General features: G+C 72.0%; 17 protein-coding genes. 11 read left to right on the top strand and 6 right to left on the bottom strand.

Annotation, left to right across the window (positions count from 1 at the left end):
- The first annotated feature begins 110 nt into the window (after nucleotides 1–110).
- Both O7603_RS21735 and O7603_RS21730 read left to right on the top strand, forming a co-directional pair.
- Nucleotides 111–902, top strand: coding sequence for a deoxyribonuclease IV (locus O7603_RS21735; RefSeq protein WP_281571644.1), 792 nt, complete (start codon nucleotides 111–113; stop codon nucleotides 900–902).
- The gene (locus O7603_RS21730; protein ID WP_281571643.1) at nucleotides 899–3,352 is read left to right on the top strand and encodes a hypothetical protein; all 2,454 of its coding nucleotides are present in this window, start codon (nucleotides 899–901) and stop codon (nucleotides 3,350–3,352) included. Before O7603_RS21735 ends, O7603_RS21730 begins: the two co-directional genes overlap by 4 nt.
- Here O7603_RS21730 and O7603_RS21725 read toward each other — a convergent pair.
- From O7603_RS21725 to O7603_RS21715, 3 genes are all read right to left on the bottom strand, one after another.
- On the bottom strand, nucleotides 3,335–4,831 hold the full coding sequence (locus O7603_RS21725) for a glycosyltransferase 87 family protein (protein ID WP_281571642.1): 1,497 nt from the start codon (nucleotides 4,829–4,831) through the stop codon (nucleotides 3,335–3,337). The genes O7603_RS21730 and O7603_RS21725 overlap by 18 nt on opposite strands.
- A 126-nt stretch (nucleotides 4,832–4,957) precedes the next feature.
- Nucleotides 4,958–7,825, bottom strand: coding sequence for a transglycosylase domain-containing protein (locus O7603_RS21720; RefSeq protein ID WP_281571641.1), 2,868 nt, complete (start codon nucleotides 7,823–7,825; stop codon nucleotides 4,958–4,960).
- A 197-nt stretch (nucleotides 7,826–8,022) separates the two neighbouring features.
- Complete coding sequence (locus O7603_RS21715; RefSeq protein WP_281571640.1) at nucleotides 8,023–8,490, bottom strand: DUF5318 domain-containing protein; 468 nt, start codon at nucleotides 8,488–8,490, stop codon at nucleotides 8,023–8,025.
- 174 nt (nucleotides 8,491–8,664) lie between these two features.
- On the opposite strand from O7603_RS21715, the gene O7603_RS21710 reads away from it, so the two are divergent.
- Together O7603_RS21710 and O7603_RS21705 are read left to right on the top strand one after the other, a co-directional pair.
- Nucleotides 8,665–9,303, top strand: a complete 639-nt coding sequence (locus O7603_RS21710; RefSeq protein ID WP_281571639.1) for a PadR family transcriptional regulator — start codon at nucleotides 8,665–8,667, stop codon at nucleotides 9,301–9,303.
- A 23-nt stretch (nucleotides 9,304–9,326) separates the two neighbouring features.
- Nucleotides 9,327–10,406, top strand: a complete 1,080-nt coding sequence (locus O7603_RS21705) for an inositol-3-phosphate synthase (RefSeq protein WP_281571638.1) — start codon at nucleotides 9,327–9,329, stop codon at nucleotides 10,404–10,406.
- A gap of 86 nt (nucleotides 10,407–10,492) precedes the next feature.
- Here the strand turns inward: O7603_RS21705 and O7603_RS21700 are convergent, their stop codons facing one another.
- Nucleotides 10,493–10,972 carry a methylated-DNA--[protein]-cysteine S-methyltransferase gene (locus tag O7603_RS21700; RefSeq protein WP_281571637.1) on the bottom strand — a complete coding sequence of 160 codons (480 nt, stop codon included), beginning with the start codon at nucleotides 10,970–10,972 and terminating at the stop codon, nucleotides 10,493–10,495.
- Between the two features lie 59 nt (nucleotides 10,973–11,031).
- Complete coding sequence (locus tag O7603_RS21695) at nucleotides 11,032–11,436, bottom strand: hypothetical protein (protein WP_281571636.1); 405 nt, start codon at nucleotides 11,434–11,436, stop codon at nucleotides 11,032–11,034.
- Between the two features lie 115 nt (nucleotides 11,437–11,551).
- On the opposite strand from O7603_RS21695, the gene O7603_RS21690 reads away from it, so the two are divergent.
- Together O7603_RS21690 and O7603_RS21685 are read left to right on the top strand one after the other, a co-directional pair.
- Nucleotides 11,552–12,064 carry a hypothetical protein gene (locus tag O7603_RS21690; protein WP_281571635.1) on the top strand — a complete coding sequence of 171 codons (513 nt, stop codon included), beginning with the start codon at nucleotides 11,552–11,554 and terminating at the stop codon, nucleotides 12,062–12,064.
- 27 nt (nucleotides 12,065–12,091) lie between these two features.
- Nucleotides 12,092–13,600, top strand: a complete 1,509-nt coding sequence (locus tag O7603_RS21685) for an SPFH domain-containing protein (RefSeq protein ID WP_281571634.1) — start codon at nucleotides 12,092–12,094, stop codon at nucleotides 13,598–13,600.
- Between the two features lie 56 nt (nucleotides 13,601–13,656).
- Here O7603_RS21685 and O7603_RS21680 read toward each other — a convergent pair whose 3' ends face one another.
- Complete coding sequence (locus O7603_RS21680) at nucleotides 13,657–15,117, bottom strand: CCA tRNA nucleotidyltransferase (protein WP_281571633.1); 1,461 nt, start codon at nucleotides 15,115–15,117, stop codon at nucleotides 13,657–13,659.
- Nucleotides 15,118–15,243: 126 nt separating this feature from the next.
- Here O7603_RS21680 and murJ point away from each other — a divergent pair, with 126 nt between their 5' ends.
- The 5 genes from murJ (at nucleotide 15,244) to trxB (ending at nucleotide 22,117) form a co-directional block, all read left to right on the top strand.
- Complete coding sequence (gene murJ, locus O7603_RS21675) at nucleotides 15,244–17,004, top strand: murein biosynthesis integral membrane protein MurJ (protein WP_281571632.1); 1,761 nt, start codon at nucleotides 15,244–15,246, stop codon at nucleotides 17,002–17,004.
- A gap of 435 nt (nucleotides 17,005–17,439) precedes the next feature.
- Nucleotides 17,440–19,044: a protein kinase family protein gene (locus tag O7603_RS21670; protein WP_281571631.1), complete on the top strand. Its 1,605-nt coding sequence runs from the start codon at nucleotides 17,440–17,442 to the stop codon at nucleotides 19,042–19,044.
- Nucleotides 19,045–19,087: 43 nt separating this feature from the next.
- Nucleotides 19,088–19,882: an RNA polymerase sigma factor SigM gene (gene sigM / locus O7603_RS21665; protein ID WP_281571630.1), complete on the top strand. Its 795-nt coding sequence runs from the start codon at nucleotides 19,088–19,090 to the stop codon at nucleotides 19,880–19,882.
- Nucleotides 19,879–20,985 (top strand): hypothetical protein, encoded by a 1,107-nt coding sequence (locus O7603_RS21660; RefSeq protein ID WP_281571629.1) that lies wholly within the window; start codon nucleotides 19,879–19,881, stop codon nucleotides 20,983–20,985. The genes sigM and O7603_RS21660 overlap by 4 nt, the downstream gene beginning before the upstream one ends.
- 178 nt (nucleotides 20,986–21,163) lie before the next feature.
- The gene (gene trxB, locus O7603_RS21655) at nucleotides 21,164–22,117 is read left to right on the top strand and encodes a thioredoxin-disulfide reductase (RefSeq protein ID WP_281571628.1); all 954 of its coding nucleotides are present in this window, start codon (nucleotides 21,164–21,166) and stop codon (nucleotides 22,115–22,117) included.

Here is a 22,117-nt window from a genome sequence, read left to right as displayed (position 1 = left end):
TTCCACTCCACCTCATCAACGAGCGTCGGGCGGGCGGGTGACGAGAGTGCGCGGCGACTCCTCACCCGCCGTTACCCCGCTCGCCGGGCGTCCGACGTAGGCTCGCCTGCATGCGTATCGGAGCCCACGTCGATTCGACCGACCCGCTGGCGGAGGCGGCCTCCCGAGCCGCCGACACCGTGCAGTTCTTCCTCTCCGACCCGCAGGGGTGGAAGGCCCCCAAGCCCCGGGAGGACGCGGAGCGCCTGCGCGCCGCCGAGGTCGACCTCTATGTGCACGCGCCGTACGTCATCAACGTGGCGACCCTCAACAACCGGATCCGGATCCCCAGCCGCAAGCTGCTCCTGGGGCACGCCGGCGCGGCCGCCGACGTGGGGGCGAAGGGGCTGATCGTCCACGGTGGTCACGTCAACGCGGGCGACGACCTGGCGATCGGCTTCGACAACTGGCGGAAGACCTTCGCGTACGCGGCCGACTCGGGCGGGTTCGGCGTGCCGGTCCTGATCGAGAACACCGCCGGCGGCGAGAACGCCTGCGCCCGGCGGCTGGACGCGCTGGCCCGGCTCTGGGACGCCGTAGGTGAGTTCGAGGTCGGCTTCTGCCTGGACACCTGCCACGCCCACGCCGGCGGCGAGGAGCTGCTCGGTCTGGTCGACCGGGTCAAGGCGATCACCGGCCGTATCGACCTGGTGCACGCCAACAACTCCAAGGGCGACTTCAACTCCGGTCAGGACCGGCATGACAACCTCGGCGGCGGGACCATCGACCCGGACCTGGTGGTGGCGGTGATCCGGGCCGCGGGCGCACCGGTGGTCGTCGAGACACCGGGAGGCGTGACAGGCCAGGCGGACGACATCGCGTTCCTCCGCGAGCAGCTCGGCGCGGAGCGGCCGACCGCATGACCAACGGACGGTCCGAGACCGGCGGCACGCTGCCCGCGCCCGCCGACGACAGCCACGAACGCGTGACCACCCCCGCCGGTGCCGCCACCTCGGCGGCCCGCCCGGCCGTCGGCGCCGGGTCCGGCGACGTCCCCGACGCGACCGCCGACGCGGGCGCCTCCGGAGGGCCGACAGACGTGACCACCACAGGGACGCCGGGCGAGACGAACACGTCGGGGAGGACCACCGACGCGATCGCCCCGACAAAAACCGGCGCGGACACCGCCGGGGCGACCAGCGCGGACACCGCCGAGAACAACCCCGCGGACCCGGCCGGGAAGGCCGGCGCGGACACCGCCGTGCAGAACCGCACGGATACCGCCGTGCAGAACCGCGCGGACACCGCCGTGCCGAACCGCACGGACACCGCCGAGACGGCCAGCACGGACACCGCCGGGAAGGCCGGTGGGGAGACGACCGGTGACGCCGCCGACGGCAAGGCGAAGTCGGACCCGTGGGCCGCGTTCGGGCCCGCGCCGGAGCTGGTGCCGAGCCGCCCTCGTCGGGCGGCCCGGGCGGTCGGTCGCGTCCTGATCCACGAGTGGACGCTGGCGGCGCTGGGCTCGCTGGCCCTCGCGGTGCTGATGACCTGGCCGACGCTGCGCTACCCGCGCTACACGCTCCCGCAGGACCACTGGGATCCGAGTCTGCAGGCCTGGCAGATGGCCTGGTCGGGGCACATCCTGCTGGCCAACCCCGCCCAGCTGTGGCAGTCCAACACGTTCTTCCCGGAGGCGTGGAGCTTCGCGTTCTCCGACACCCTGCTCGGCTACGCCCCCGCCGGCATGATCGGCAGCGGCCCCGAGGCCGCCATCCTGCGCTACAACATCATGTTCGTGCTGGCACACGCGCTCGCCACGTTCGGGGCGTACGCGCTGGCCCGGCAGCTCGGCTCGGGCCGGATGGGCGCCGCCGTGGCCGGGGTGAGCTACGCGTACGCGCCGTGGCTGCTGGCCCAGGCCGGGCACCTGCACGTGCTTTCCAACGGCGGGATCCCGCTAGCCCTGGCCATGCTGGCCCGCGGGCACGGCTGGTCGTTGCGACACGGCTACCGGCCGGAGCGCCGGCACGACGGCTGGGTCTACGCCGGCTGGTTCGTGGCGGCCTGGCAGCTGAGCCTCGGCTTCGGCGTCGGCCTGCCGTTCGCGTACTTCCTCGGCGGCACCGTGTTCGTCGCCGCCGTCACCTGGTTCGTCCGCCAGACCTGGTTCTGGCCGGAGCGCCGGCCCTTCGGCAACCGGCTGGTGACGGCCAACCTGGTCGGTGGGGTGCTCTTCGCCGGCGTCGGCCTGCTCATGGCGATCCCCTACTTCAACGTGACGGAGCTGCACCCGTACGCCGAGCGCACCGTCGGCGACATCGCCATCTTCTCGCCGCCCGCGTCCGGCTTCGTCACCGCGCCGGCCGAGTCGCGCATCTGGGGCGGGTTGCACGAGGGCGCCCGGGCCGCCCTGCCCTGGCACCCCGAGATGACCCTGCTGCCCGGGTTCGTGCTCTACGCCCTGGCCGCCGGCGGCCTCTTCTTCTCGGTCTGGAAGCTGCGGCAGCGGGCGCTGCTGCTCGCGGGTGTGCTGGTGGCCATGGTGCTCGCGATGGGCACCCGGTTCTTCGGCGGCACCTTCACCTACGTCCCGCTGTTCGAGCACCTCCCCGGCTGGAACGGCCTGCGCACCCCCGGCCGGCTGATGCTCTGGGTCACCCTGCTGCTCGGCCTGCTGGCCGCCGGCGCGGTCACCGCCCTCACCGACCGGGTACGCGAACTCGCCGCACAGCGGATCCCGTCCTGGCCGGGCCCCTGGCTGCGGCTGGCCACCCTGCTGCCGTTGCTCCTGGTCACGGTCGAGGGGTTGAACACCACGCCGCACCCGGTGGTGCCGGCCCAACCGGCCGCGATGCGGTTGGTGGACGGCCCGATGCTGGTCCTGCCCAGCAACCAGAGCCTCGACCAGCACGTGATGCTCTGGTCCACCACGCACTTCCAGGACGTGGTGAACGGCGGCAGCGGCTTCACTCCGCGGCAGCTGGACGAGGCCCGTCGGGTCACCCAGACGTTCCCCGACCAGACCAGCGTCGAATACCTGCGGACGCTGGGCGTGCGGAACGTGGTGCTGCTGCGCGACCAACTCGCCGGAACGCCCTGGGAGTTCACCGTCGACATGCCGGTGGACTCGCTCGGCATCACCCGGGAGGAGATCGGCGACGCGGTGGTCTACCGCCTCTTCGCCGGCGATGCGTCGGCGGTTCCCCGGCCGCAGCCGACCCAGAGCGGCCAACCCGGTCTCCCGACCGATCTGCCGACTGGCCTGCCGACGTCACTGCCGAGCGGCCTACCGACCTCACTGCCGAGCGGCCTGCCGACGTCACTGCCGACCCAGCCAGCGGGCGGGCCGGGCTCAACCGGTAGCCGGTAGCGGCTCGGCGGGTAGCGTCGGCTGCCGCCGCCGGGGGAGCCAATCCGCGTCCGGCGCGCCGTCGAGCACACCGCCGTCCGGGTCGTCCGGGTAGGTGGCCCGGACCGGGTCGCGTTCCGGGTGCAGGATGTCGCGCACGATCAGCCCGCAGAGAACCGCCACGGTGACCAGCCGCAGCGTGGCGGCGAGCACGAAGACGCCCTCGGGGAACACCGGCTTGGCGGTCGCCGCGCCGAGCAGCTCGCCGTAGAAGGCCGCGAAGTAGCAGACCTCGGCCGCCTGCCACGCCAGGAAGGCGCCCCACCGTGGCCGGGCGAGCACGGCGAGCGGCAGCAGCCAGAGCACGAACTGCTGGGACCACACCTTGCTGAAGATCAGGAACGCGGCGACCACCAGGAAGCCGAGCTGGGCCAGCCGAGGGCGGCGTGGGGCCAGCAACGCCAGCATGGCCACGCCGAAGCAGGCCAGACCAAAGAGGGCGTACGTCAGCGCGTTGAGCGTGGGGGTGTTGGCGTTCAGCCACTCGAACGGGCCGAGCTCCGTGGGGTTGCCGACCTTGCCGTCCAGGTAGCGGCCGATGTACCAGAGGGTACCCCAGTCGATGTCGCGCTTGCTGTTCAGCTCGAAGAACCGGTCCCAGTTCTCCCAGTACGGCACTGCGGCGGGGAGGTTCACCGCGACCACCGCCACCACGGCGGCGGCCACGGCGGTGAGAGCGGCGCGAAGCCGATTCGCACGGAGCGCGAGCACCAGGATCGGACCGAGCAGGAAGAGCGGCCAGAGCTTCGCCGCTCCGGCGAGCCCGAGCAGCACGCCGGCCACCACGGGCCGTCTCCGCGCCCAGGCCAACAGGCCGAACGCGGCCAGCCCGACGGCGAGGAGGTCCCAGTTGACGGTGGCGGTGAGCACCAGCGCGGGCGCCAACGCGAAGAGCGCGGCGTCCCAGGGTCGTCGGCGGCGCAGCGCGAGGATCACCGCGACGGTGGCCACCGCGAGCGCGCCGAGCACCAGCGCGTTGAGGTTGTAGAACCACTGGCCCTGGTTGATGCCGGGGTCGCCGGCGCCGAGCGCGTGCACGGGCAGGCCCAGCGCGCCCATGAAGTAGCCGGTCAGCACCGGGTACTCGACGGCATGGTCGCGGTAGGGAACCTTGCCCTCGTTGAGCCCCTCCGCGTAGTAGAGGGCGAGCACGTCGGTGTAGCAGAACCGGGTGTACTGCACGTTGTTCTGCCACGCGCCGTCCTGGCAGGGGGACTTCTGCACCCAGTGCAGGGCGAGGGTCAGGCAGGCCAGCGCCAGCACGATCCGGGCCGCCGTCCAGAAGCGGCGTTCGCGCCCCGCCGGCCGGTCGAGCGCCACGGCGTGGTCGCCCAACGGGCCGCCGATCATCCCGGAGACGCCCCGGACGAAGCCGTCGGAGCGGGACGGGTGGTCGGTCGTGCTGGCATCGTCGAGGCCGGACGTCGACTGGGTGCTCATGAAGAGGCATCCTGCCGTACGTTCCGGGTCCGCGTCCTGTCCCGGTCCGGACTTGCCGGTACGCAAGACGCCGCCGGCGGCCGGACGAGGGTCCGGCCGCCGGCGGCGTCAGCACGTGTCAGAACCTCATCGCGGTTCTGTGGTGGTCTCCGGTCTGATGCCGGGTAGCAGGCCACCGCCGTTACCACCATTGCCGTTGCCACCGGGCCGCGGGGTGAACGGGTCGATCCCGCCACCGGGGTTGCCACCACCGGGGTTGCCGCCGCCCGGGTTGCCGCCGCCGTTGGGCGGGCAGAGCACACCGAACGGGTCGGCGCACGGCGGCGGGGACGCCGGCGGCGGCGCCTCGCCGTTGCCGGAGTTCGGGTCGCCGATCTTCGACGGAGGCAGGAAGTCCACCTTCTCCTTGCCCTTGAGCGCCTGGTCCATGAACCGCTCCCAGATCTCACCCGGCAGGTTGCCGCCGCTGATCCGGGTGCCGTCCTTCGTCTTGAGCGGCTTCCGCTCCTTGACGTTGCCGACCCAGACAGCGGTGGCGAGCTGCGGCGTGTAGCCGATCATCCAGGCGTCGCCGTTCTCCGGGCTGTTCTCCTTCTGCTCCCAGGTACCGGTCTTGGACGCCGCCTTGCGGCCGTCGTCGAGCCGGTGGTTGACCTGGCCGGGGTACTTCTCCAGGACCGCGGTCACGTCGGCTACGACGTCCTTCTCGATCCGCCGCTCCGGCTTGAGCTTCTCGCCGCCGACCTTCTCCCACTTACCGGTGACGTCGTTCTGCTTCTCGACCGAGTAGAGGAAGTGCGCCTTGTTGTAGACGCCCTCGTTGGCGAAGGTGGCGACGCCGTTGGCGTGGTCCAGCACCGTGATCGGGTACTGGCCGTAGCCGACCACGTGGAAGAAGGGCGAGGGCGCGATCTCCTTCGGGTCGGTGTTGGTCAGGTCGTACGGCTTCGCCGGGTTGGTGTCGGTCCGCCACATCGTGGTGACACCGGCCGACTTGGCCATGTCGATGACCTTGTCCGGGCCGATCTCCTCGGTGACGTAGTAGAAGGGCACGTTGTACGACTTCAGCGTCGACAGCTCCAGGGTGCAGGAGTTGCCGCAGGGCGGGTTGTCGGTGCCGGCGTTGCTGACCTTGAACTTGGTGCCCTTCGGCGTGAAGGCCTTGCCCTTCCAGCGCGACTCGAGGGACTTGCCCGCCTTGAGCGCCGCGGCCAGCGTGTAGATCTTGAAGCTGGAGCCGGGCGAGTGACCGCCGGACACGTTTCCGGCGGAGTCGGTGTTCTTGCCGGCGTAGTCGGTGCCGACGCCGGTGTCACCGCCGTAGTAGGCGAGCACCCGGCCGTTCTTGGGGTCGATCGAGACCACCGCGGCCATCAGGTTGCTCGGCTGGCCGTCGAGCTCCGACTCCTTCGTCTTGCGCTGAGCGGCGTCGAGAGCCGCCTTCTGGACCTTCGTGTCGATCGTGGTCCGGATCCGGAATCCGCCGGACATCAGCGCCTGGGAGCAGAGCGGCTTGGTGTCGGTGACCTCGGCGTCGCTGTCGACGCAGATCCCCTTCTCCTTCATCTCCTCCCGGACGTAGTTGATCACGTTGCCGTACGGCGTGTTCACGCCGTAGTCGATGCCGATGCCGCCCTTCTTCGGGGCCTTCAGCGTCTTGCTCGGGTACTCGGTCGGCGCTGCCGGCTTGCCGGCGGCGTTCAGCCACCCCTCCTGGATCATGCCGCCGATGACGTAGTCCCACCGGCCCTTGGCATCGGTCGGGTTGATCGCCGGGTCGTAGCCCTTGTGGGTCGCGCTCGGCTCCGGCTGCTTGATCAGGGCCGCCAGCACCGCGCCCTCGGCCGGGTTGACCTTGTCGATGTCCTTGCCGAAGTAGGTCTGCGCCGCGGCCTGGATGCCGTAGGCGCCCCGGCCGAAGTAGATCACGTTGAGGTAGTGCTGCATGATCTCCGGCTTGGTGTACTCGTCGTTCAGCTTGGAGGCGAGGATCGCCTCCTTCACCTTCCGGGCGTACGTGTCGTCCTTCAGGTTGTCGTACGCGTTGCGCGCGTACTGCTGCGTGATCGTCGAGGCACCCTGCTTGTCGCCGCCACTCAGGTTGTTCCAGGCGGCCCGGACGATGCCCTTGTAGTCCACACCGGAGTGCCGGTAGAAGTTCCGGTCCTCGGCCGCCGCGACCGCGTCCTGCACGAACTGCGGGATCTTGTCGATCGTGACCAGGGTGCGGTTCTCCTGGCCCACCTTCGCGATGATCGTCTTGTTGTCGAAGGCGTAGAGGGTGGTCGCCTGCGGCGGGGTGATCTCGTCGGGCAGCACGACGTTGGTCGAGTAGTACGTGAAGCCGACCACGCCGATGCCGGCGAGCATGATGAAGACCGCGAAGCCGGCGATGATCATGTTCATCCGCTTGCGCTTGCGCGCCCGGGCCGCTCCGCCCGGGTCGCCGGCGCCACGGCCGCCACGGCCCGGCCCACCGGGTCCACCGGGTCCACCGGGTCCACCCGGGACACTCGCCCGGGCGACCGACGCCCGGCCCGCGAGGCCACCGACGGACGCCGAGCCGACGCTCGCCCGGCCGGCCGAGGCCGCACCGACCGACGCCGCGCCGACCGAGGCCCGGCCGGCGGGAGCCGCCGGGGAGACCGGCACCGAGGCGCGGCCCGCGCCCGCCCGCCCGACCGGACCGCCGGGCGCCGGGGAGACGGGCACCGAGGCGCGCCCGCCGCGGCCGACCGAGGCCCCACCGACCGCCGCCGCGCCCGAGGCGCCGCCGCTGCGCGGCGCGACCGAGGCCCGTCCGCCCGAGGCGGAGCCGCGCGGCGCCACCGAGGCGCGTCCGGCGGAGGCCGAGCCGTCCTGAGCCGACCAGCCGTCACCGCGCGCGTCGCCCGCGGGCCGGCGGTACGCGTCGTCCGCCCCCCGTCCGGGTTCACCGCTCGGGTTCGGGATCTGGGCCCGCCCACGCGAACTGGGATCGCCGTACGAGTTCATTCCTCACACCCTGCCGGTCGCGGTGGGGCGCAGCTGCGCCGCCACCGGGTTGCCGTGAGCTGTTTCACGCGTCATCGCGGCACCAGCGTGCCGCACGCGTCGCGTTGATTCCGAATCAATCGGGCTTATCAGACCAACCAACCGTCGCTTGTCCCAGCGGTCCTGCGCGGCACCGCGGCCGGCCGGTCGGACTGGGATCACCGTTGCGCCTCTCGCCTCCGCCGTACCGGACCGGCGTCGGCGGACGAGGCGTCGCCGCCCCCCGCGCCCTGCTCCGGCCCGATCTCGGTGCCCCCGGCCAGCCCGTCCCTGCCGAGCAGGTACTGCTCGACGAGATGGTTCCAGTCACAGCCGAGGCACACCTCCACCACGAAGACCTGGAACTCACGCAGTGTCATCGCCAGCATGGGCAACTCGGCCAATGTCCGGGCCTGGCCGGCGGACTGCTTGAGTTCGTCCCCGTAAATGTAGTGGACGTGCGTCAGATTCTCGCTCCGGCAGATCGGACAACGCTCGTCGGTCGGCTCGCCGTGGAACCGAGCAGCGTTCTTCAGGTACGGCGACGCGTCGCAGACGTCGTACGTGCCGACCCGGCCGGCCAGGAGTTCACGCAGCACCGCTCGCTTCTGGAGCGAGTAGTCGACGACCTGGCGCTGCGTACGCATGCGGAGAAGGGTACGCGGTCCGGCGGGACGAGGCGACCATGGTGACGATCCGTGACGAGGGGACCCCGGATTGGGGGTTTGCCCTGGCCACCGCGATCCGCTAGCGTGCGATGTATCGGTCCGATACATCGCGGCGGTTACCGCTCCGCATCCAGGGTAAAGGAAGGGTGGCCAGTGCTGGAACTCGCCATCCTCGGCCTGTTGCAGGAGTCTCCGATGCACGGCTACGAGCTGCGCAAGGAGTTGGCTGCCAAGCTCGGCGCGATCCGGGCGGCGATCAGCTACGGCTCGCTCTATCCGACCCTGCGCCGGCTGCAGGCGGTGGGCTGGATCGCCGAAGCCACCGAGGCGCCCGCCACCGCCGAGGAGGTCCCCGCGCTGACCAGCCGGCGCGGTCGGGTGGTCTACAAGATCACGGCGGAGGGCAAGGAACGCTTCGCCCAGCTGATCGCGCAGGCCGGGCCCGAGACGTATGACGACACGGGCTTCGGCGTGCACTTCGCGTTCTTCGCCCGGACCGACCAGGCGACCCGACTGCGCATTCTGGAGGGTCGCCGCAGAAAGATCGAGGAGCGTCGCGAAGGGCTTCGCGACGTGCTGGCCCGGGCGGCCGAGCGCCTCGACGCTTACACCCTGGAACTGCAGCGCCACGGCTTGGACGCCTGTGAGCGCGAGGTCCGCTGGCTGGAGGAGCTCATCGCCAACGAGCGCTCCGGCCGGGCCCCGACGGTCCCGCGAAGCGGGACGGCCGGTGGCCGACGAGAAGACACCAGCCCGCCCCCGCCTGGAGAGTCCAGGACAGAGCGGCCGTGATGAAGAAGAAGGAGGCAGACGCTATGGGCTCCGTCCGCGTCGCCATCGTCGGTGTGGGTAACTGCGCCTCGTCCCTCGTGCAGGGCGTTGAGTACTACCGGAACGCCGACCCCAACGATCGCGTCCCGGGTCTCATGCACGTCACCTTCGGCGACTACCACGTCTCGGACGTGCAGTTCGTCGCGGCGTTCGATGTCGACGCCAAGAAGGTGGGCATGGACCTCGCGGAGGCGATCGTCGCCAGCGAGAACAACACCATCAAGCTCTGCGACGTGCCGCCGACCGGCGTCACCGTGCAGCGCGGCCCGACCTTCGACGGCCTGGGCCAGTACTACCGGGAGATCATCGAGGAGTCGGACGTCGCGCCGGTGGACGTGGCCCAGGCGCTGCGCGACGCGCAGGTCGACGTGGTCGTCTCCTACCTGCCGGTGGGTTCCGAGCAGGCCGACAAGTTCTACGCCCAGGCCGCGATCGACGCCGGCTGCGCGTTCGTGAACGCCCTGCCGGTCTTCATCGCCTCCGACCCGGAGTGGGCCCAGAAGTTCACCGACGCCGGCCTGCCGATCGTCGGTGACGACATCAAGAGCCAGGTCGGCGCCACGATCGTGCACCGCGCCCTGGCGAAGCTCTTCGAGGACCGCGGTGTCGAGCTGCTGCGCACGTACCAGCTCAACTTCGGCGGCAACATGGACTTCATGAACATGCTGGAGCGCAACCGCCTGGTCTCGAAGAAGATCTCGAAGACCCAGTCGGTGACCTCCCAGATCCCGCACGAGATGAGCAAGAGCGACGTGCACATCGGCCCGTCGGACCACGTGCCGTGGCTGGACGACCGCAAGTGGGCGTACATCCGCCTGGAGGGCCGCTCCTTCGGTGACACCCCGCTCAACGCCGAACTGAAGCTCGAGGTGTGGGACTCGCCGAACTCGGCCGGCGTCATCATCGACGCGGTGCGGGCCGCGAAGATCGCGCTGGACCGGAAGATCGCCGGCCCGATCCTGTCGGCCTCGTCCTACTTCATGAAGTCCCCGCCGGTGCAGTACGCCGACCACGAGGCCCACGCCTCCGTCGAGGCGTTCATCGCTGGCGAGATCGAGCGCTGACGCGCTGACCAGCAGCATCGTCGAGGGCCGGGTCTTTCGGGACCCGGCCCTCGACGTCTCCGGCCCGGCCCGCCCCGGTGGCGCGGTCAGGACCAGGCGCGTTGCAGGGCGACCCGGGCCTCCAGCTCCAACAGGCGCACCTTGCGGTCCAGCCCACCACCGAAGCCGACCAGCTTTCCGCCGGCCCCGACGATGCGGTGGCACGGCACGATCACCGGGATCGGGTTGCGGTTGCACGCCACCCCGACCGCCCGGGCGGCGCCCGGATCGCCGAGCCGACGGGCCACCTCGCCGTAGGTGAGCGTCTCCCCGTAGGGGATCTCGGTCATCACCTGCCACACCGCGCGCTCGAACTCGGAGCCTCGCGGGATCGACAGCGGCAGGGTGAAGTCGGTGAGCTGCCCGGCGAAGTAGGCCCTCAGCTCCGTGACGGCCTGCCGGGTCGGCGCGTCGGCCGGCTCGTCGACCGCCGACGCGACCCGGCCGAAGTGCGCGCCGCAGACGCTGCCACCGTCGCCGGCCACGGAGAACTCGCCGATCGGCGAGTCGATGACGGTCCAGCGCATCCACCCATTGTCCCCGGCCGGACGACATTCTTCGCCGCCGGGGACCCGGGCGCCGGGTTTCAGAGCAGGTTGACGCCGAGCAGGAGCGCGCCGGCGGCCAGGCAGGCGCCACCGGCCACGGTCAGCCAGATGAGCCTGTTGGGCCGGGTGTCCTGCGGTCGCGCCACCGAGAGAAAGAACCCCAGCGGCATCAGGATCGGCGCCGCCACGAACAGCGAGCGGATCAGGGTCGCCGTGCCGTCGGACACGCCGGCCTGGTCCACGTACGGGAGTACCACCAGCGCGAAGAGCACCAGCACTCCGGCGTGGGCGTGGCCGGCCGTCCAGAGACCGCGACGCACCGGGTTGTCGAGGTAGCCGGCCTTGCGCCGGGCGAGGTGCGTGAGCAGGGTCAGACCGCCGTACGCGACGGCGACCACGGTGATCAGCAGGATGCCGGCGGTGGTCAGGGTTGCCGAGGACATGGGGACACCTCCGTCTTGTCACTGTCAAGATTCCCCTCACCGTCGAATCTTGTCAACAGCTAGATTGAGTTTGTGTCCCGCCGACACGTTGCGGGCCGTCGATACCGTTCGGTACGTGGCCACGGGGACGTTGTTCTTCCTGATTGTCGGCGGGGCGGGTGTCGGAGTGCTGGCACTCGCCCTGCTCGGCACCGAGCTCCTCCAGTTCGGCGGCGCCGACGTCGACGGGCCGGTGTCCGTCGAGACCGTGGCCGCCTTCGCCGGCGCGTCCGGCTTCGGCGGCGCGATCGTCAACGAACTGCTCGGCGGGCGTACCGCCGGGATGGTCGCCGCGGCGGCGGCCGGTGGCGCGGTCGCCGCGATACCCGTCGCCTGGATCGCGTCGCGGCTGAGTCGCGCGGCGCGGAACATGCGCACCGACCCCACGCCGACCCGGGACGACCTGGTCGGCGCGCTCGGCCTGGTGGTGACCCCGGTGCCGGTCGGCGGCTACGGCGAGGTCCGCGTCCGGCTGGCCGGGCACCCGGTCAAGCTCAACGCCCGCGCCGACCGCGCCATCCCCGTCGGCGCCCAGGTCTTCGTGGTCCAGGCCCTCAGCGACACCAGCGTGCACGTCGAGACCTACTGACACCCCCTTCGCAGACAGGACACCTGCATGCCCCTTCTCATCGCCGTCGGAGGCGCGGTCCTCCTCGTCCTGGTCCTCGTCCTCTTCGTGCTCTCCCGGATCAAGGTCGCCGGGCCGAACGAGGCGTTCATCGTCACCGGCCGCAAGGGTCGGACCACCCAGACCGCGGACGGCAGCCGGTCCACCGACATGTCCGGCCAGAAGGTCGTGCTCGGCGCCTCGGTCTTCGTCCTGCCGGTGGTGCAGAAGCTCCAGTCGCTCGACCTGTCCAGCCGCCGGATCGACGTCGGGATCCGCGGCGCGGTCAGCAAGCAGGGCATCCGCGCCGACCTGCACGGCGTCGCGATCGTCAAGGTCGGCGGCACCGAGGACGCGATCCGCGCGGCCGCCCAGCGCTTCCTGCACCAGCAGGACGAGATCGACAACTTCACCCGGGAGGTGCTGGCCGGCGCGCTGCGCTCGATCGTCGGCCGGCTCACCATCGAGGAGGTGATCCGGGACCGGGCGGCGTTCGCGAGCGCGGTGGCCGAGGAGGCCGAGCACTCGATGACGAACCAGGGCCTGGTGCTCGACACCTTCCAGCTCCAGGACATCCTCGCCGAGGGTTCGTACCTCCAGGACCTCGGCCGCCCGGAGGCGGCGCGGGTGCTCAAGGACGCGGCGATCGCCGAGGCCCGCGCGCGGCAGCAGGCCGAGCAGGAGCGACTGCTCGCCGAGGAGGCGATCGCCGAGGCGAACCGCAACCTGGCCCTCAAGCAGGCGGCGATCCAGGCGGAGATCGACGCGGCGAAGGCGAAGTCGGCGGCCGCCGGGCCGCTCGCGCAAGCGGAGCGGGACCAGGCGATCCTCACCGAACAGCAGAAGGTGGCGGAACGCAACGCCGAGCTGAAGCAGCGCCAACTCGACACGGAGGTCCGCAAGCCGGCGGACGCGGCCCGGTACAAGGTCGAGCAGGAGGCCGAGGCGGCCCGCAACGCGGCGGTGCTGAACGCGGACGCCCAGCGGCAGTCGGTCATCGCCGCGGCACAGGCCGCCGCCGAGCAGTCCCGGCTCACCGGTGAGGGCGAGCGGGCCCGCCGGGCGGCGCTCGCCGAGGCGAACGCGATCGAGGGCGCCAAGGAGGGTGAGGCGGAGCAGCGGCGCCGCTCCGCGATCGCCGAGGCCGTCGAGCGGGAGGGCCAGGCCGAGGCCGCGGCGATCCTGGCCCGGGGCCAGGCCGAGGCCGACGCGATGGCCCGTAAGGCCGAGGCGTTCGCCGCGTACGGCGAGGCGGCCGTGCTCGATCTGCTGGTCAAGGTGCTACCGCAGGTGGTGGAGGCGGCCAGCGCCCCCATCGGCGCGATCGACAAGATGACCGTCATCTCCACCGACGGCGCGTCGTCGCTGACGAAGTCGGTGGCCGGCAACGTGGCGCAGGGCCTCCAGCTCGGCAGCGACCTCACCGGGATCGACCTGGCCAAGCTGCTCGCCCGGCTCGGCTCGGCCACCGGGAACGGCAAGCCGTCCGTCGAGGGCGCGGCCGTCGAAACCCGCTGACCGTACGACGACGGGCGCCACTCCCGGTGCGGGGGTGGCGCCCGTCGTGTCGGTCCTCAGTCGAGAACGCCCTCCGCGCGGGCCCAGCGGAGCAGCTCCGCCTGGGCCTCGTCGTGGTCCAGCGGGCCGCGCTCCAGCCGCAGGTCCTTGAGGTACTTCCAGGCCCGACCCACCACCGGCCCCGGCGGCACCCCGAGCAGCTCCATGATCGCGTTGCCGTCGAGGTCGGGCCGGACCCGGGCCAGGTCCTCCTCGGCGGCGATCCGGGCGATCCGCTCCTCGAGCGCGTCGTAGTCCGCGGCGAGTTGGGCCGCCTTGCGCCGGTTGCGGGTCGTGCAGTCCGACCGGGTCAGCTTGTGCAGCCGGGGCAGCAGGTCACCGGCGTCGGCCACGTACCGGCGCACCGCGGCGTCGGTCCACTCGCCCCGCCCGTACCCGTAGAAGCGCAGGTGCAGCGCGACCAGCGCGGTGACCTTGGCGGTGACGTCCTTCGGGTAGCGCATCTCCTTCATCCGGGCCTTGGTGAGCCGGGCGCCGACCACCTCGTGGTGGTGGAAGCTGACCCGACCGTCCGACCCGACCGCCTTGGTCGCCGGCTTGCCCACGTCGTGCATCAACGCGGCCATCCGGAGGATGAAGTCGCACCCCTCCGCCTCGAACCGCATCGCGTTGCCGACGACGGTGAGGGTGTGCTCGTAGACGTCCTTGTGCTGGGCGTGCTCGTCGATCTCCAGCTTGAGCCCGGTCAGCTCAGGCAGGAAGCGCTCGGCCAGCCCGGTGTCGACCAGCAGCCGGAGCCCGGTGATCGGGTCGGCGCCGCAGAGCAGCTTGGTGAACTCGTCCCGGATCCGCTCGGCGGTGATCCGGTCCAGGTCGGTGGCCATGCTGGTCATCGCGGCGTGGACGTCGGGGTGCACCGCGAAGCGGAGCTGGGCGGAGAACCGGGCGGCCCGGAGCATCCGCAGCGGATCGTCCCGGAACGACTCGTGGGGCGTCGCCGGGGTGCGGATCACCTTGGCGGCGAGATCGTCCAACCCGCCGTGCGGGTCGGTGAACCGGTGGTCGGGCAGACTCACCGCCATCGCGTTGATCGTGAAGTCGCGACGCTTCAGATCCTCGGTGAGGCTGGTGCCGTACTCCACCACCGGGTTGCGGCTGACCTGGTCGTACGCCTCGGCGCGGAACGTGGTGATCTCCAGCCGCAACCCGTCCCGCTGGAGGCCGATGGTGCCGAACTCCCGGCCGGTCTCCCAGATCGACTCCGCCCAGCCCTTGATGATCCGCAGGGTCTGGTCGGGGTGCGCGTCGGTGCAGAAGTCGAGGTCCTCGCCGAGCCGGCCGAGCAGGGCGTCGCGCACCGAACCGCCCACCAGGTGCAACTCGTGGCCGGCCCGGGCGAACCGGCGGCCCAGCTCGTCGGCGACCGGCGAGACCCGGAGCAGTTCGGCGACGGCGTTGCGCTGCGCGGCGGTCAGGTCGCGGCGGTCGGCGGCATGAGATGCGGAGGCTTCGGACATGGGATCGCCAGACTATCGGGCCGGGTCGGGATCTCCTCCGCCGGGCGCGGGTAACGGGCCAGGGTTGACTAAGGTCTGTGACGTGCGGGCGGGCGGCCCGGATCGAGGTACCCGGGGAGGCTGGAAATGAGCGGCGGGCTCTACCGCAGTGCGAACGCCGCACAGGGCGGCCCCGGCGGCTACGGCGGCGGGCAGCCGCCCACCGACGGCGCCACCTTCATCTCCGCCGAGCCGCTCAACCAGCCGTCCGTCGAGTCGGCGGCGCCGCCGCAGGAACAGGTCGGCGAGGCGAGCGCCGCCACCAACAGCGCGGTGATGGCGATCGGCAGCCTGGTCAGCCGGGGCACCGGCTTCCTGCGCACGCTCGCGCTGACCGCCGCGCTGGGCGGCGCGCTGGTCGGCGACGCGTACACGACCGCGCAGATCCTGCCCGGGATGGTCTACGAGTTCCTGCTGGGCGGCATCCTCACCAGCGTGCTGATCCCGGTGCTGGTGCGCCGGCGCAAGGCCGACGCGGACGGCGGTCAGGCGTACGCCCAGCGGCTGCTCACTCTCGCGGTGGTCACCCTCGCCGCGGCCGCGCTGGTCGCGGTGGTCGCCGCGTCGCTGCTGACCCAGCTCTACACCAGCGACAACCGCGGGACGGACTATCAGGACCTGGTCACCAACCTGTCGTACCTGATGCTGCCGATGATCTTCTTCGCCGGTCTCAGCGCACTGATCAGCGCGGTGCTCAACACCCGGGGGCACTTCGCCGCCCCGATGTGGGCGCCGATCCTGAACAACATCGTGGTGATCGCCACCGCCGGCCTCTACATCGCGATCTTCGGCGCGGAGATCGTCCGGCCGGACGAGATGACCGCCGGGCGGATCCTGCTGATCGGCGGCGGCACCCTGGTCGGCGTGGCGGTCCAGGCCGCCGGCCTGTTGCCGGCGCTGCGCAAGGTCGGCTTCCGGTGGCGGTTCCGGTTCGACTTCCGCGCGCTCGGCCTGCGCGAGCTGGGCCGGCTGGGCGCCTGGATGTTCTGCTACGTGGCGGTCAGCCAGGTCGGCCTGATCGTCCTCTTCAACCTGCTGAACCGGGCGGGTGACGGGGACGCCGGCGCGCTGATCTACAACAACGTCTTCCTGCTGCTGATGATGGCGCACGGCATCATCGCCGTCTCGATCATCACCGCGCTGATGCCCCGGATGAGCGCCGCCGCGGCCGACGGCCGGTACGCCGACCTCGCCGCCGACCTGTCCCGGGGCACCCGGACGGTCTCCGCGGTGCTCGCCCCGATCGCCGTCTGCTACGCGGTGCTGGCCACCCCGCTGGCGGTGGTGCTCTTCCGCTACGGCGCGTTCAGCGACGACAACGCCGCCGACACCTCGCTGGTGCTCCTGCTCGCCGCGCTCGCGCTGGTGCCGTTCGCGATCAGCCAGCTCTTCACGTTCGCCTTCTACGCGCTGCCGGACACCCGCACCCCGGCGCTGATCAACATCCCGGTCGTGGCGCTGCGCATCGGCGTGCAGATCGTGCTCTTCGCCGCGTTCGCCGCGCACTTCGCGGCGGCCGGGATGATGGTCGGCAACGCGATCTCCTACCTGGCCGCGGCGATCGGCTCCGCCTGGCTGCTCCGTCCCCGGATCGGCCGGATCGGGCTGGGCGCGATCACGCGGACACTCGGCCGCGTCCTGGTCGCCGCGCTCGGCGCCGCGCTGGTCGGCCTGGTGGTGGTCGCCTTGCTGCCGGGCGACGACACGCCGAGTTGGGGGCAGGCGCTCGTCCAGCTCGTGATCGGCGGCGGGGTGATCGGCGCGACCTACCTCGGCCTCGCCATGGCGCTGCGGATCGGCGAGATCACCGAGGTGGTCGGCATGGTTCGCCGCCGGATCGGCCGCTGACCCCACCCCTACCCGCCGGTACGGTGCGTGACGGTGGATCACCAGGTTGGGGATTCTCCTGTGGATAACTCCGCGATTCACCGGTCAGCTGCCGGATCGGCCTGTGGATAACCAACCGTACGGCTGAGCGTGCCCCGCCCGTCGGGGGGAACCCGGCTCACGTGGGCGCCGCGCCGCCACTCCGGTCCGGGCCCCTCCGGCAGCCTCTTGCGGTGAACCCGTAGATTGGCTAGTACATGTGCCAGCAACGTGGCTGACAACGGTCGTAACCGGACTACTTCCCCGACTCCCGGCACCTCGCCGGGTACGGCGGGAAGATGACATGTCGGGGAGGCGGGCAACCCGGGTAAGGTCGCTGTCGACGGGTACGGCAGGCGCGGCGCTCGGCGTCGATTCCGGTCGGCCGGTTCCTTCGAAGGCAGAGCGGGAAGCCACATGCCCAGCAGTGCGGGTCCATCGATCGACACGATCACCGAGGGAGGACGGGTGACCCAGGTCGGCGAGGGTCAGGACGCGGACGAGAGCGCTCCGCCGGTCATGACCTTCGGTGGTCCCACGGCCGGTGAGATCCTCGCCGAGCGTTACGAGCTGGTCGAGCACATCAACAACGACAGCGCCGGCCGCCTGGTCTGGCGCGGTGTCGACGTCGTGCTGCGCCGTCCCGTCGCGGTCGTGCTGCGATACCCGGGCGGCGACTCGGCCACCGAGATGCTCCAGGCCGCCGTCGCGGCCAGCCGGGTGATCCACCCCAACCTGGTCGGCGTCTACGACGCGATCGACGAGGACGAGCGCGCGTACGTGGTGCGCGAGTGGGTGGACGGGCAGTCCCTGCGGGAGCTGGTCACCGAGGACCCGCTCGACGCCGCCCGGGCGACGTCGATCGGCAGTGCCGTCGCGAGCGCCCTCGCCGCGGTCCACGCCACCGGCATGGTGCACGGCAACGTGCACCCCGGCACCGTTATGATCTCCGATGACGGCCGGGTCGTGCTGGCTGACGCCCGCACCGACGGCGACGACAGCCAGGAGAGCGACATCCGGGCGGTCGGCGGGATCCTCTACTTCGCCCTGACCGGATACTGGCCGCACGCCGAGGTTCCGCTGCGCGGCGCCACCGCCGGCCACGGCCGGGCCGCCATTCCCGACGCCTTACGGGACGCCAGCGGCGCCATCGCCGCGCCCCGGCAGGTCCGTGCGGGCGTGCCGGCGTACCTGGACGACCTGACCATGGACCTGCTCGACGCCGAGATCGCGCCGCCGTCGTCGGACGTGCTCGCCGCCGAACTGGCCCGGCTGGACGTGGCGGCCGAGGAGCCGTTCCTCGACAACACCGGCCCGCTGCGCTTCGCGGCCGAGGCCGAGGAAGAGCCGTCGCCGCTGGCCGCCGCCGGCGGGCGGAAGGTCGCCATCGGCATCGCCGGTCTGCTGGCGGTCGCCCTGGTCGGGCTGCTGATCGGCATCAGCGCGCTCGGTGGTGGCGACGACGAGAACCCGCAGACCAATCCGGTCGGCGCGCCCACCTCCAGTGCCCCCGCCGGAGAGGCCACCCCGCCCGCCAACGTCGGCCCGCTTCGCGTCCAGAGCGTACGGATCATCGACCCGGACAGCAGGAAGCGCGACGAGCTGGACGGCGCCAACAAGATCATCGACGGCAAGGCCGACGAGGGCTGGCGAACCGACCGGTACCCGAACAACAAGTTCGGCAGCCTCAAGGCCGGGATGGGTGTCTGGCTCGACCTCGGCGCCCCGCACACCGTGAAGTCCGTCCAGGTCACCCTCTCCGGCACCGGTGCGACCGCGGCCTTGTTCACCGGCAGCGTCAACCCGCCGTCGACCTCGTCGGGCGACAAGCAGCTGGTCCAGGACTACAAGACCCGGATCGGTCAGCCCTTCGAGGAGCACGACGGCACCACGATGGCCTTCGACGGCTTCAACGCCGACCAGAAGTACCGGTACCTGCTCGTCTGGGTCACCGAGCTGCCGGCCGACGACGACAGTGGCTTCCGGCTCGGGGTCCAGGAGATCTCGGTCCAGGGGTCGTGAACCAGCCACCGCGCTCCGGGCACCGCCTCCGCCGGACGTGGTGATGGACGGGCACGAGGCCGTTCCGCCGGCCGCGGCACCGGCCGCCGTGCCGATCCCGACCGGGGCGGCCGACCCGGTGAGCGACCTCGAGCTGCTGCGCGCCCACGTCGCCGGGGATCGGGACGCCTTCGCCGAGCTGTTCCACCGGCACCGCGACCGGCTCTGGGCGGTGGCGTTACGCACGATCGGTGACCGTGAAGAGGCGGCCGACGCCCTTCAGGACGCGCTGCTCTCCGCGCACCGCGCCGCCGGGCGGTTCCGTGGCGACTCGGCCGTCACGACCTGGCTGCACCGCATCGTGGTGAACGCCTGCCTGGACCGGCTCCGCCGCCGTCAGGCGCACCCCACCGTGCCGCTGCCCGACGGCGTACACACCGACAGCGGGTCGGCCACCGGCGGCGTCGAGCCGGCCGCGCCGGCGACCGACCACGACACGGCGCTGGTCGTCCGACAGGCGCTCGCCGCGCTGCCGGTCGAGCAGCGCGCCGCGCTCATCCTGGTCGACGTGCAGGGCTACCCGGTCGCCGAGGTGGCCGTGATCCTCGGCGTCGCCGAGGGGACGGTGAAGAGCCGGTGCGCCCGGGGCAGGGCCCGCCTCGCGGTGCTGCTGGGCCACCTGCGCCCGACGACCGGCCCCGCGACGACCGGCTCCCCGGCGGCCGGCGGCGGTCGGGCGGCGGGCAGCGGGCCGGTCGCCGACGTGCCGCCCGTCACCTCCGGGAACCCACGCCCGCCCGAGGGCGTCGGATCAGGGCCGGGACGTTCCCGGCTCGACGCCAACCAGGAGGACGCGTGACGGCCGGGCGGTTCCGGGAGGTCGACCACGACCTGCTCGCCGACTACCTCGGCGGGGTGCTGGACGGCACCCCCGAGGAGACGGAGGTCGCCCGGTTGGTCGCCGAGGACGCGGCCTGGGCCGAGGCGTACGCGCTGCTGGCGTCGGCGGTAACGGATGTCCGGGCCGATCTCGCCCGCTGGGGGGAGCCGGTGGTCGAACTGCCGGCGACGGTCGCCGACCGGATCACCGCGGCCCTCGCCGCGTTGCCACCGTTGCCGGACGGCCTGGTCGACGCGGACGCCGAGCGGGCGGGCCGGGAGTCGGCCGGCGGCCGGCGGCCGGCGGCGGGCGGGGCGGACACCGCCGGGAGCGCGGTGGTGGCGGCCGGGGACGCGACGGACCACGCCGGGCCGGAGACCGAGCCGACCGACGACGGGCCGCGGCTCGTGCCCGCGCAGGGTGGCGCCGGGCGGCGCCGACCGGCGGCGGGCGTACCACGATCGGAGCCTGGACGGGGTGCGGCGACCGGCCCCGGTCGACGGCGGCGCCGGTGGGCCCGGGTGGCCGGGCCCGTGGCGGTCGCCGCGGCCTCCCTGGCGGTCGTCGGCCTCGGCGTCAACCAGCTCGCGCGGCACGACGGCGAGACCACCGGCACGGCGATGGACCAGCCGGCGAGCGCCCCCGAGGCGGCCGCCGCCGGGCCGGTCCGGACGACGGGTCCGGCACTGCGCAGCGGCACCGACTACACGCCGCTGACCCTCGCCGCCCCCGCCTCCGCGGCCACGTCCTTCGAGGCCAAGCCCTTCGCCAGCGAGCCTCCGGGCAGGCAGTCCGGTGTCGACGCCGATCGGGGACGGCTGCCGGCGCCCGACGGGAGCGACCAACTCGCCCGGTTGACCGACCAGTCCGCGCTCAACACCTGCCTGAACGAGATCGCCGCCGAGCACGGCGCGGGGCCGCTCGTGGTGGAACTGATCGACTACGCGGCCTTCCAGGGCCAGCAGGCGCTGGTGGTGCGGTTCGCCGACGGGACCGGCGCTCGCTGGGCGTGGGTGAGCGGGCCGGAGTGCGGTGTCCCTGGCTCCGCCGCAGACACCCGCTTTCGCACCCGGGTAGGGTGAATTCGCGGTCGGGGGGCGTTTCAGCGTCCGCGTGATGTGACCCACCGGATGCGCGGCTCGGGAATTCCCGGTCAATACGATGACGTTCTGGAAGTAGCTTGCCGGCACCCCCCAGGCGTCGGCACCTGGATCGGCCTCGGTGCGCCGACGCCGAACACACACAACTCGGGAGACGGCAGTGGACGAGGTCCGCAACCTGATCATCATCGGCTCCGGGCCGGCCGGCTACACCGCGGCGGTCTACGCCGCGCGTGCCAACCTCAAGCCGCTCGTGATCGAGGGCGTTCAGTCCGGCGGCGCGCTGATGACGACGACCGAGGTGGAAAACTTCCCCGGCTTCGCCGACGGCATCCTCGGGCCGGAGCTGATGGACAACATGCGCAAGCAGGCCGAGCGGTTCGGTGCCGAGTTCCTGACCGACGACGTGACCCGGGTCGAGCTGGTCGACACCGGCGACGCCGGCTCCGGCGCGGCCAGCACGGTGTGGGTGGGCGAGACCGCCTACCGGGCCCGGGCCGTCATCCTGGCCACCGGTTCCGCCTGGCGGCCGCTGGGCGTGCCCGGCGAGCAGGAGTACCTGGGCCACGGCGTGTCGTCCTGCGCCACCTGTGACGGCTTCTTCTTCCGTAACCAGCACATTGTCGTCGTCGGCGGCGGTGACTCGGCGATGGAGGAGGCCAGCTTCCTGACCCGCTTCGCGGACTCGGTGACCATCATCCACCGGCGCGACTCGTTCCGGGCCAGCAAGATCATGGCGGACCGGGCGCTGAGCAACGACAAGATCAAGGTCGAGTGGAACAGCGTGGTCGAGGAGGTCCTCGGCGAGGACGGCAAGGTCTCCGGCGCCCGCATCCGCAACGTGCACACCGGCGAGACCAAGGTGCTCGACGTGACCGGCGTCTTCGTCGCGATCGGCCACGACCCGCGCAGCGAACTCTTCCGGGGCCAGGTGGAGCTCAACGACGAGGGGTACGTGGAGGTCGAGGCGCCCAGCACCCGCACCAGCGTGCCCGGTGTCTTCGCCGCCGGCGACCTAGTCGACCACGTCTACCGGCAGGCCATCACCGCCGCCGGCACGGGCTGCGCCGCCGCCCTCGACGCCGAGCGCTTCATCGCGACGCTGCAGGGCTGA

This window comes from Micromonospora sp. WMMD812 (genome assembly GCF_027497215.1).
Classification (GTDB): domain Bacteria; phylum Actinomycetota; class Actinomycetes; order Mycobacteriales; family Micromonosporaceae; genus Micromonospora.
This window is presented reverse-complemented; position numbering and strand designations above follow the sequence as displayed.

What these genes read in the sequence shown, in the direction of transcription:
- O7603_RS21670 (WP_281571631.1), top strand. Translation starts at nt 17,440, where the DNA reads ATGCCCAGCAGTGCGGGTCCATCGATCGACACGATCACCGAGGGAGGA.
- O7603_RS21700 (WP_281571637.1), bottom strand. Translation starts at nt 10,972, where the DNA reads ATGCGCTGGACCGTCATCGACTCGCCGATCGGCGAGTTCTCCGTGGCC.
- O7603_RS21715 (WP_281571640.1), bottom strand. Translation starts at nt 8,490, where the DNA reads ATGCGTACGCAGCGCCAGGTCGTCGACTACTCGCTCCAGAAGCGAGCG.
- O7603_RS21685 (WP_281571634.1), top strand. Translation starts at nt 12,092, where the DNA reads ATGCCCCTTCTCATCGCCGTCGGAGGCGCGGTCCTCCTCGTCCTGGTC.
- O7603_RS21720 (WP_281571641.1), bottom strand. Translation starts at nt 7,825, where the DNA reads ATGAACTCGTACGGCGATCCCAGTTCGCGTGGGCGGGCCCAGATCCCG.
- O7603_RS21695 (WP_281571636.1), bottom strand. Translation starts at nt 11,436, where the DNA reads ATGTCCTCGGCAACCCTGACCACCGCCGGCATCCTGCTGATCACCGTG.
- O7603_RS21725 (WP_281571642.1), bottom strand. Translation starts at nt 4,831, where the DNA reads ATGAGCACCCAGTCGACGTCCGGCCTCGACGATGCCAGCACGACCGAC.
- murJ (WP_281571632.1), top strand. Translation starts at nt 15,244, where the DNA reads ATGAGCGGCGGGCTCTACCGCAGTGCGAACGCCGCACAGGGCGGCCCC.
- O7603_RS21735 (WP_281571644.1), top strand. Translation starts at nt 111, where the DNA reads ATGCGTATCGGAGCCCACGTCGATTCGACCGACCCGCTGGCGGAGGCG.
- O7603_RS21730 (WP_281571643.1), top strand. Translation starts at nt 899, where the DNA reads ATGACCAACGGACGGTCCGAGACCGGCGGCACGCTGCCCGCGCCCGCC.
- sigM (WP_281571630.1), top strand. Translation starts at nt 19,088, where the DNA reads ATGGACGGGCACGAGGCCGTTCCGCCGGCCGCGGCACCGGCCGCCGTG.
- O7603_RS21705 (WP_281571638.1), top strand. Translation starts at nt 9,327, where the DNA reads ATGGGCTCCGTCCGCGTCGCCATCGTCGGTGTGGGTAACTGCGCCTCG.
- O7603_RS21680 (WP_281571633.1), bottom strand. Translation starts at nt 15,117, where the DNA reads ATGTCCGAAGCCTCCGCATCTCATGCCGCCGACCGCCGCGACCTGACC.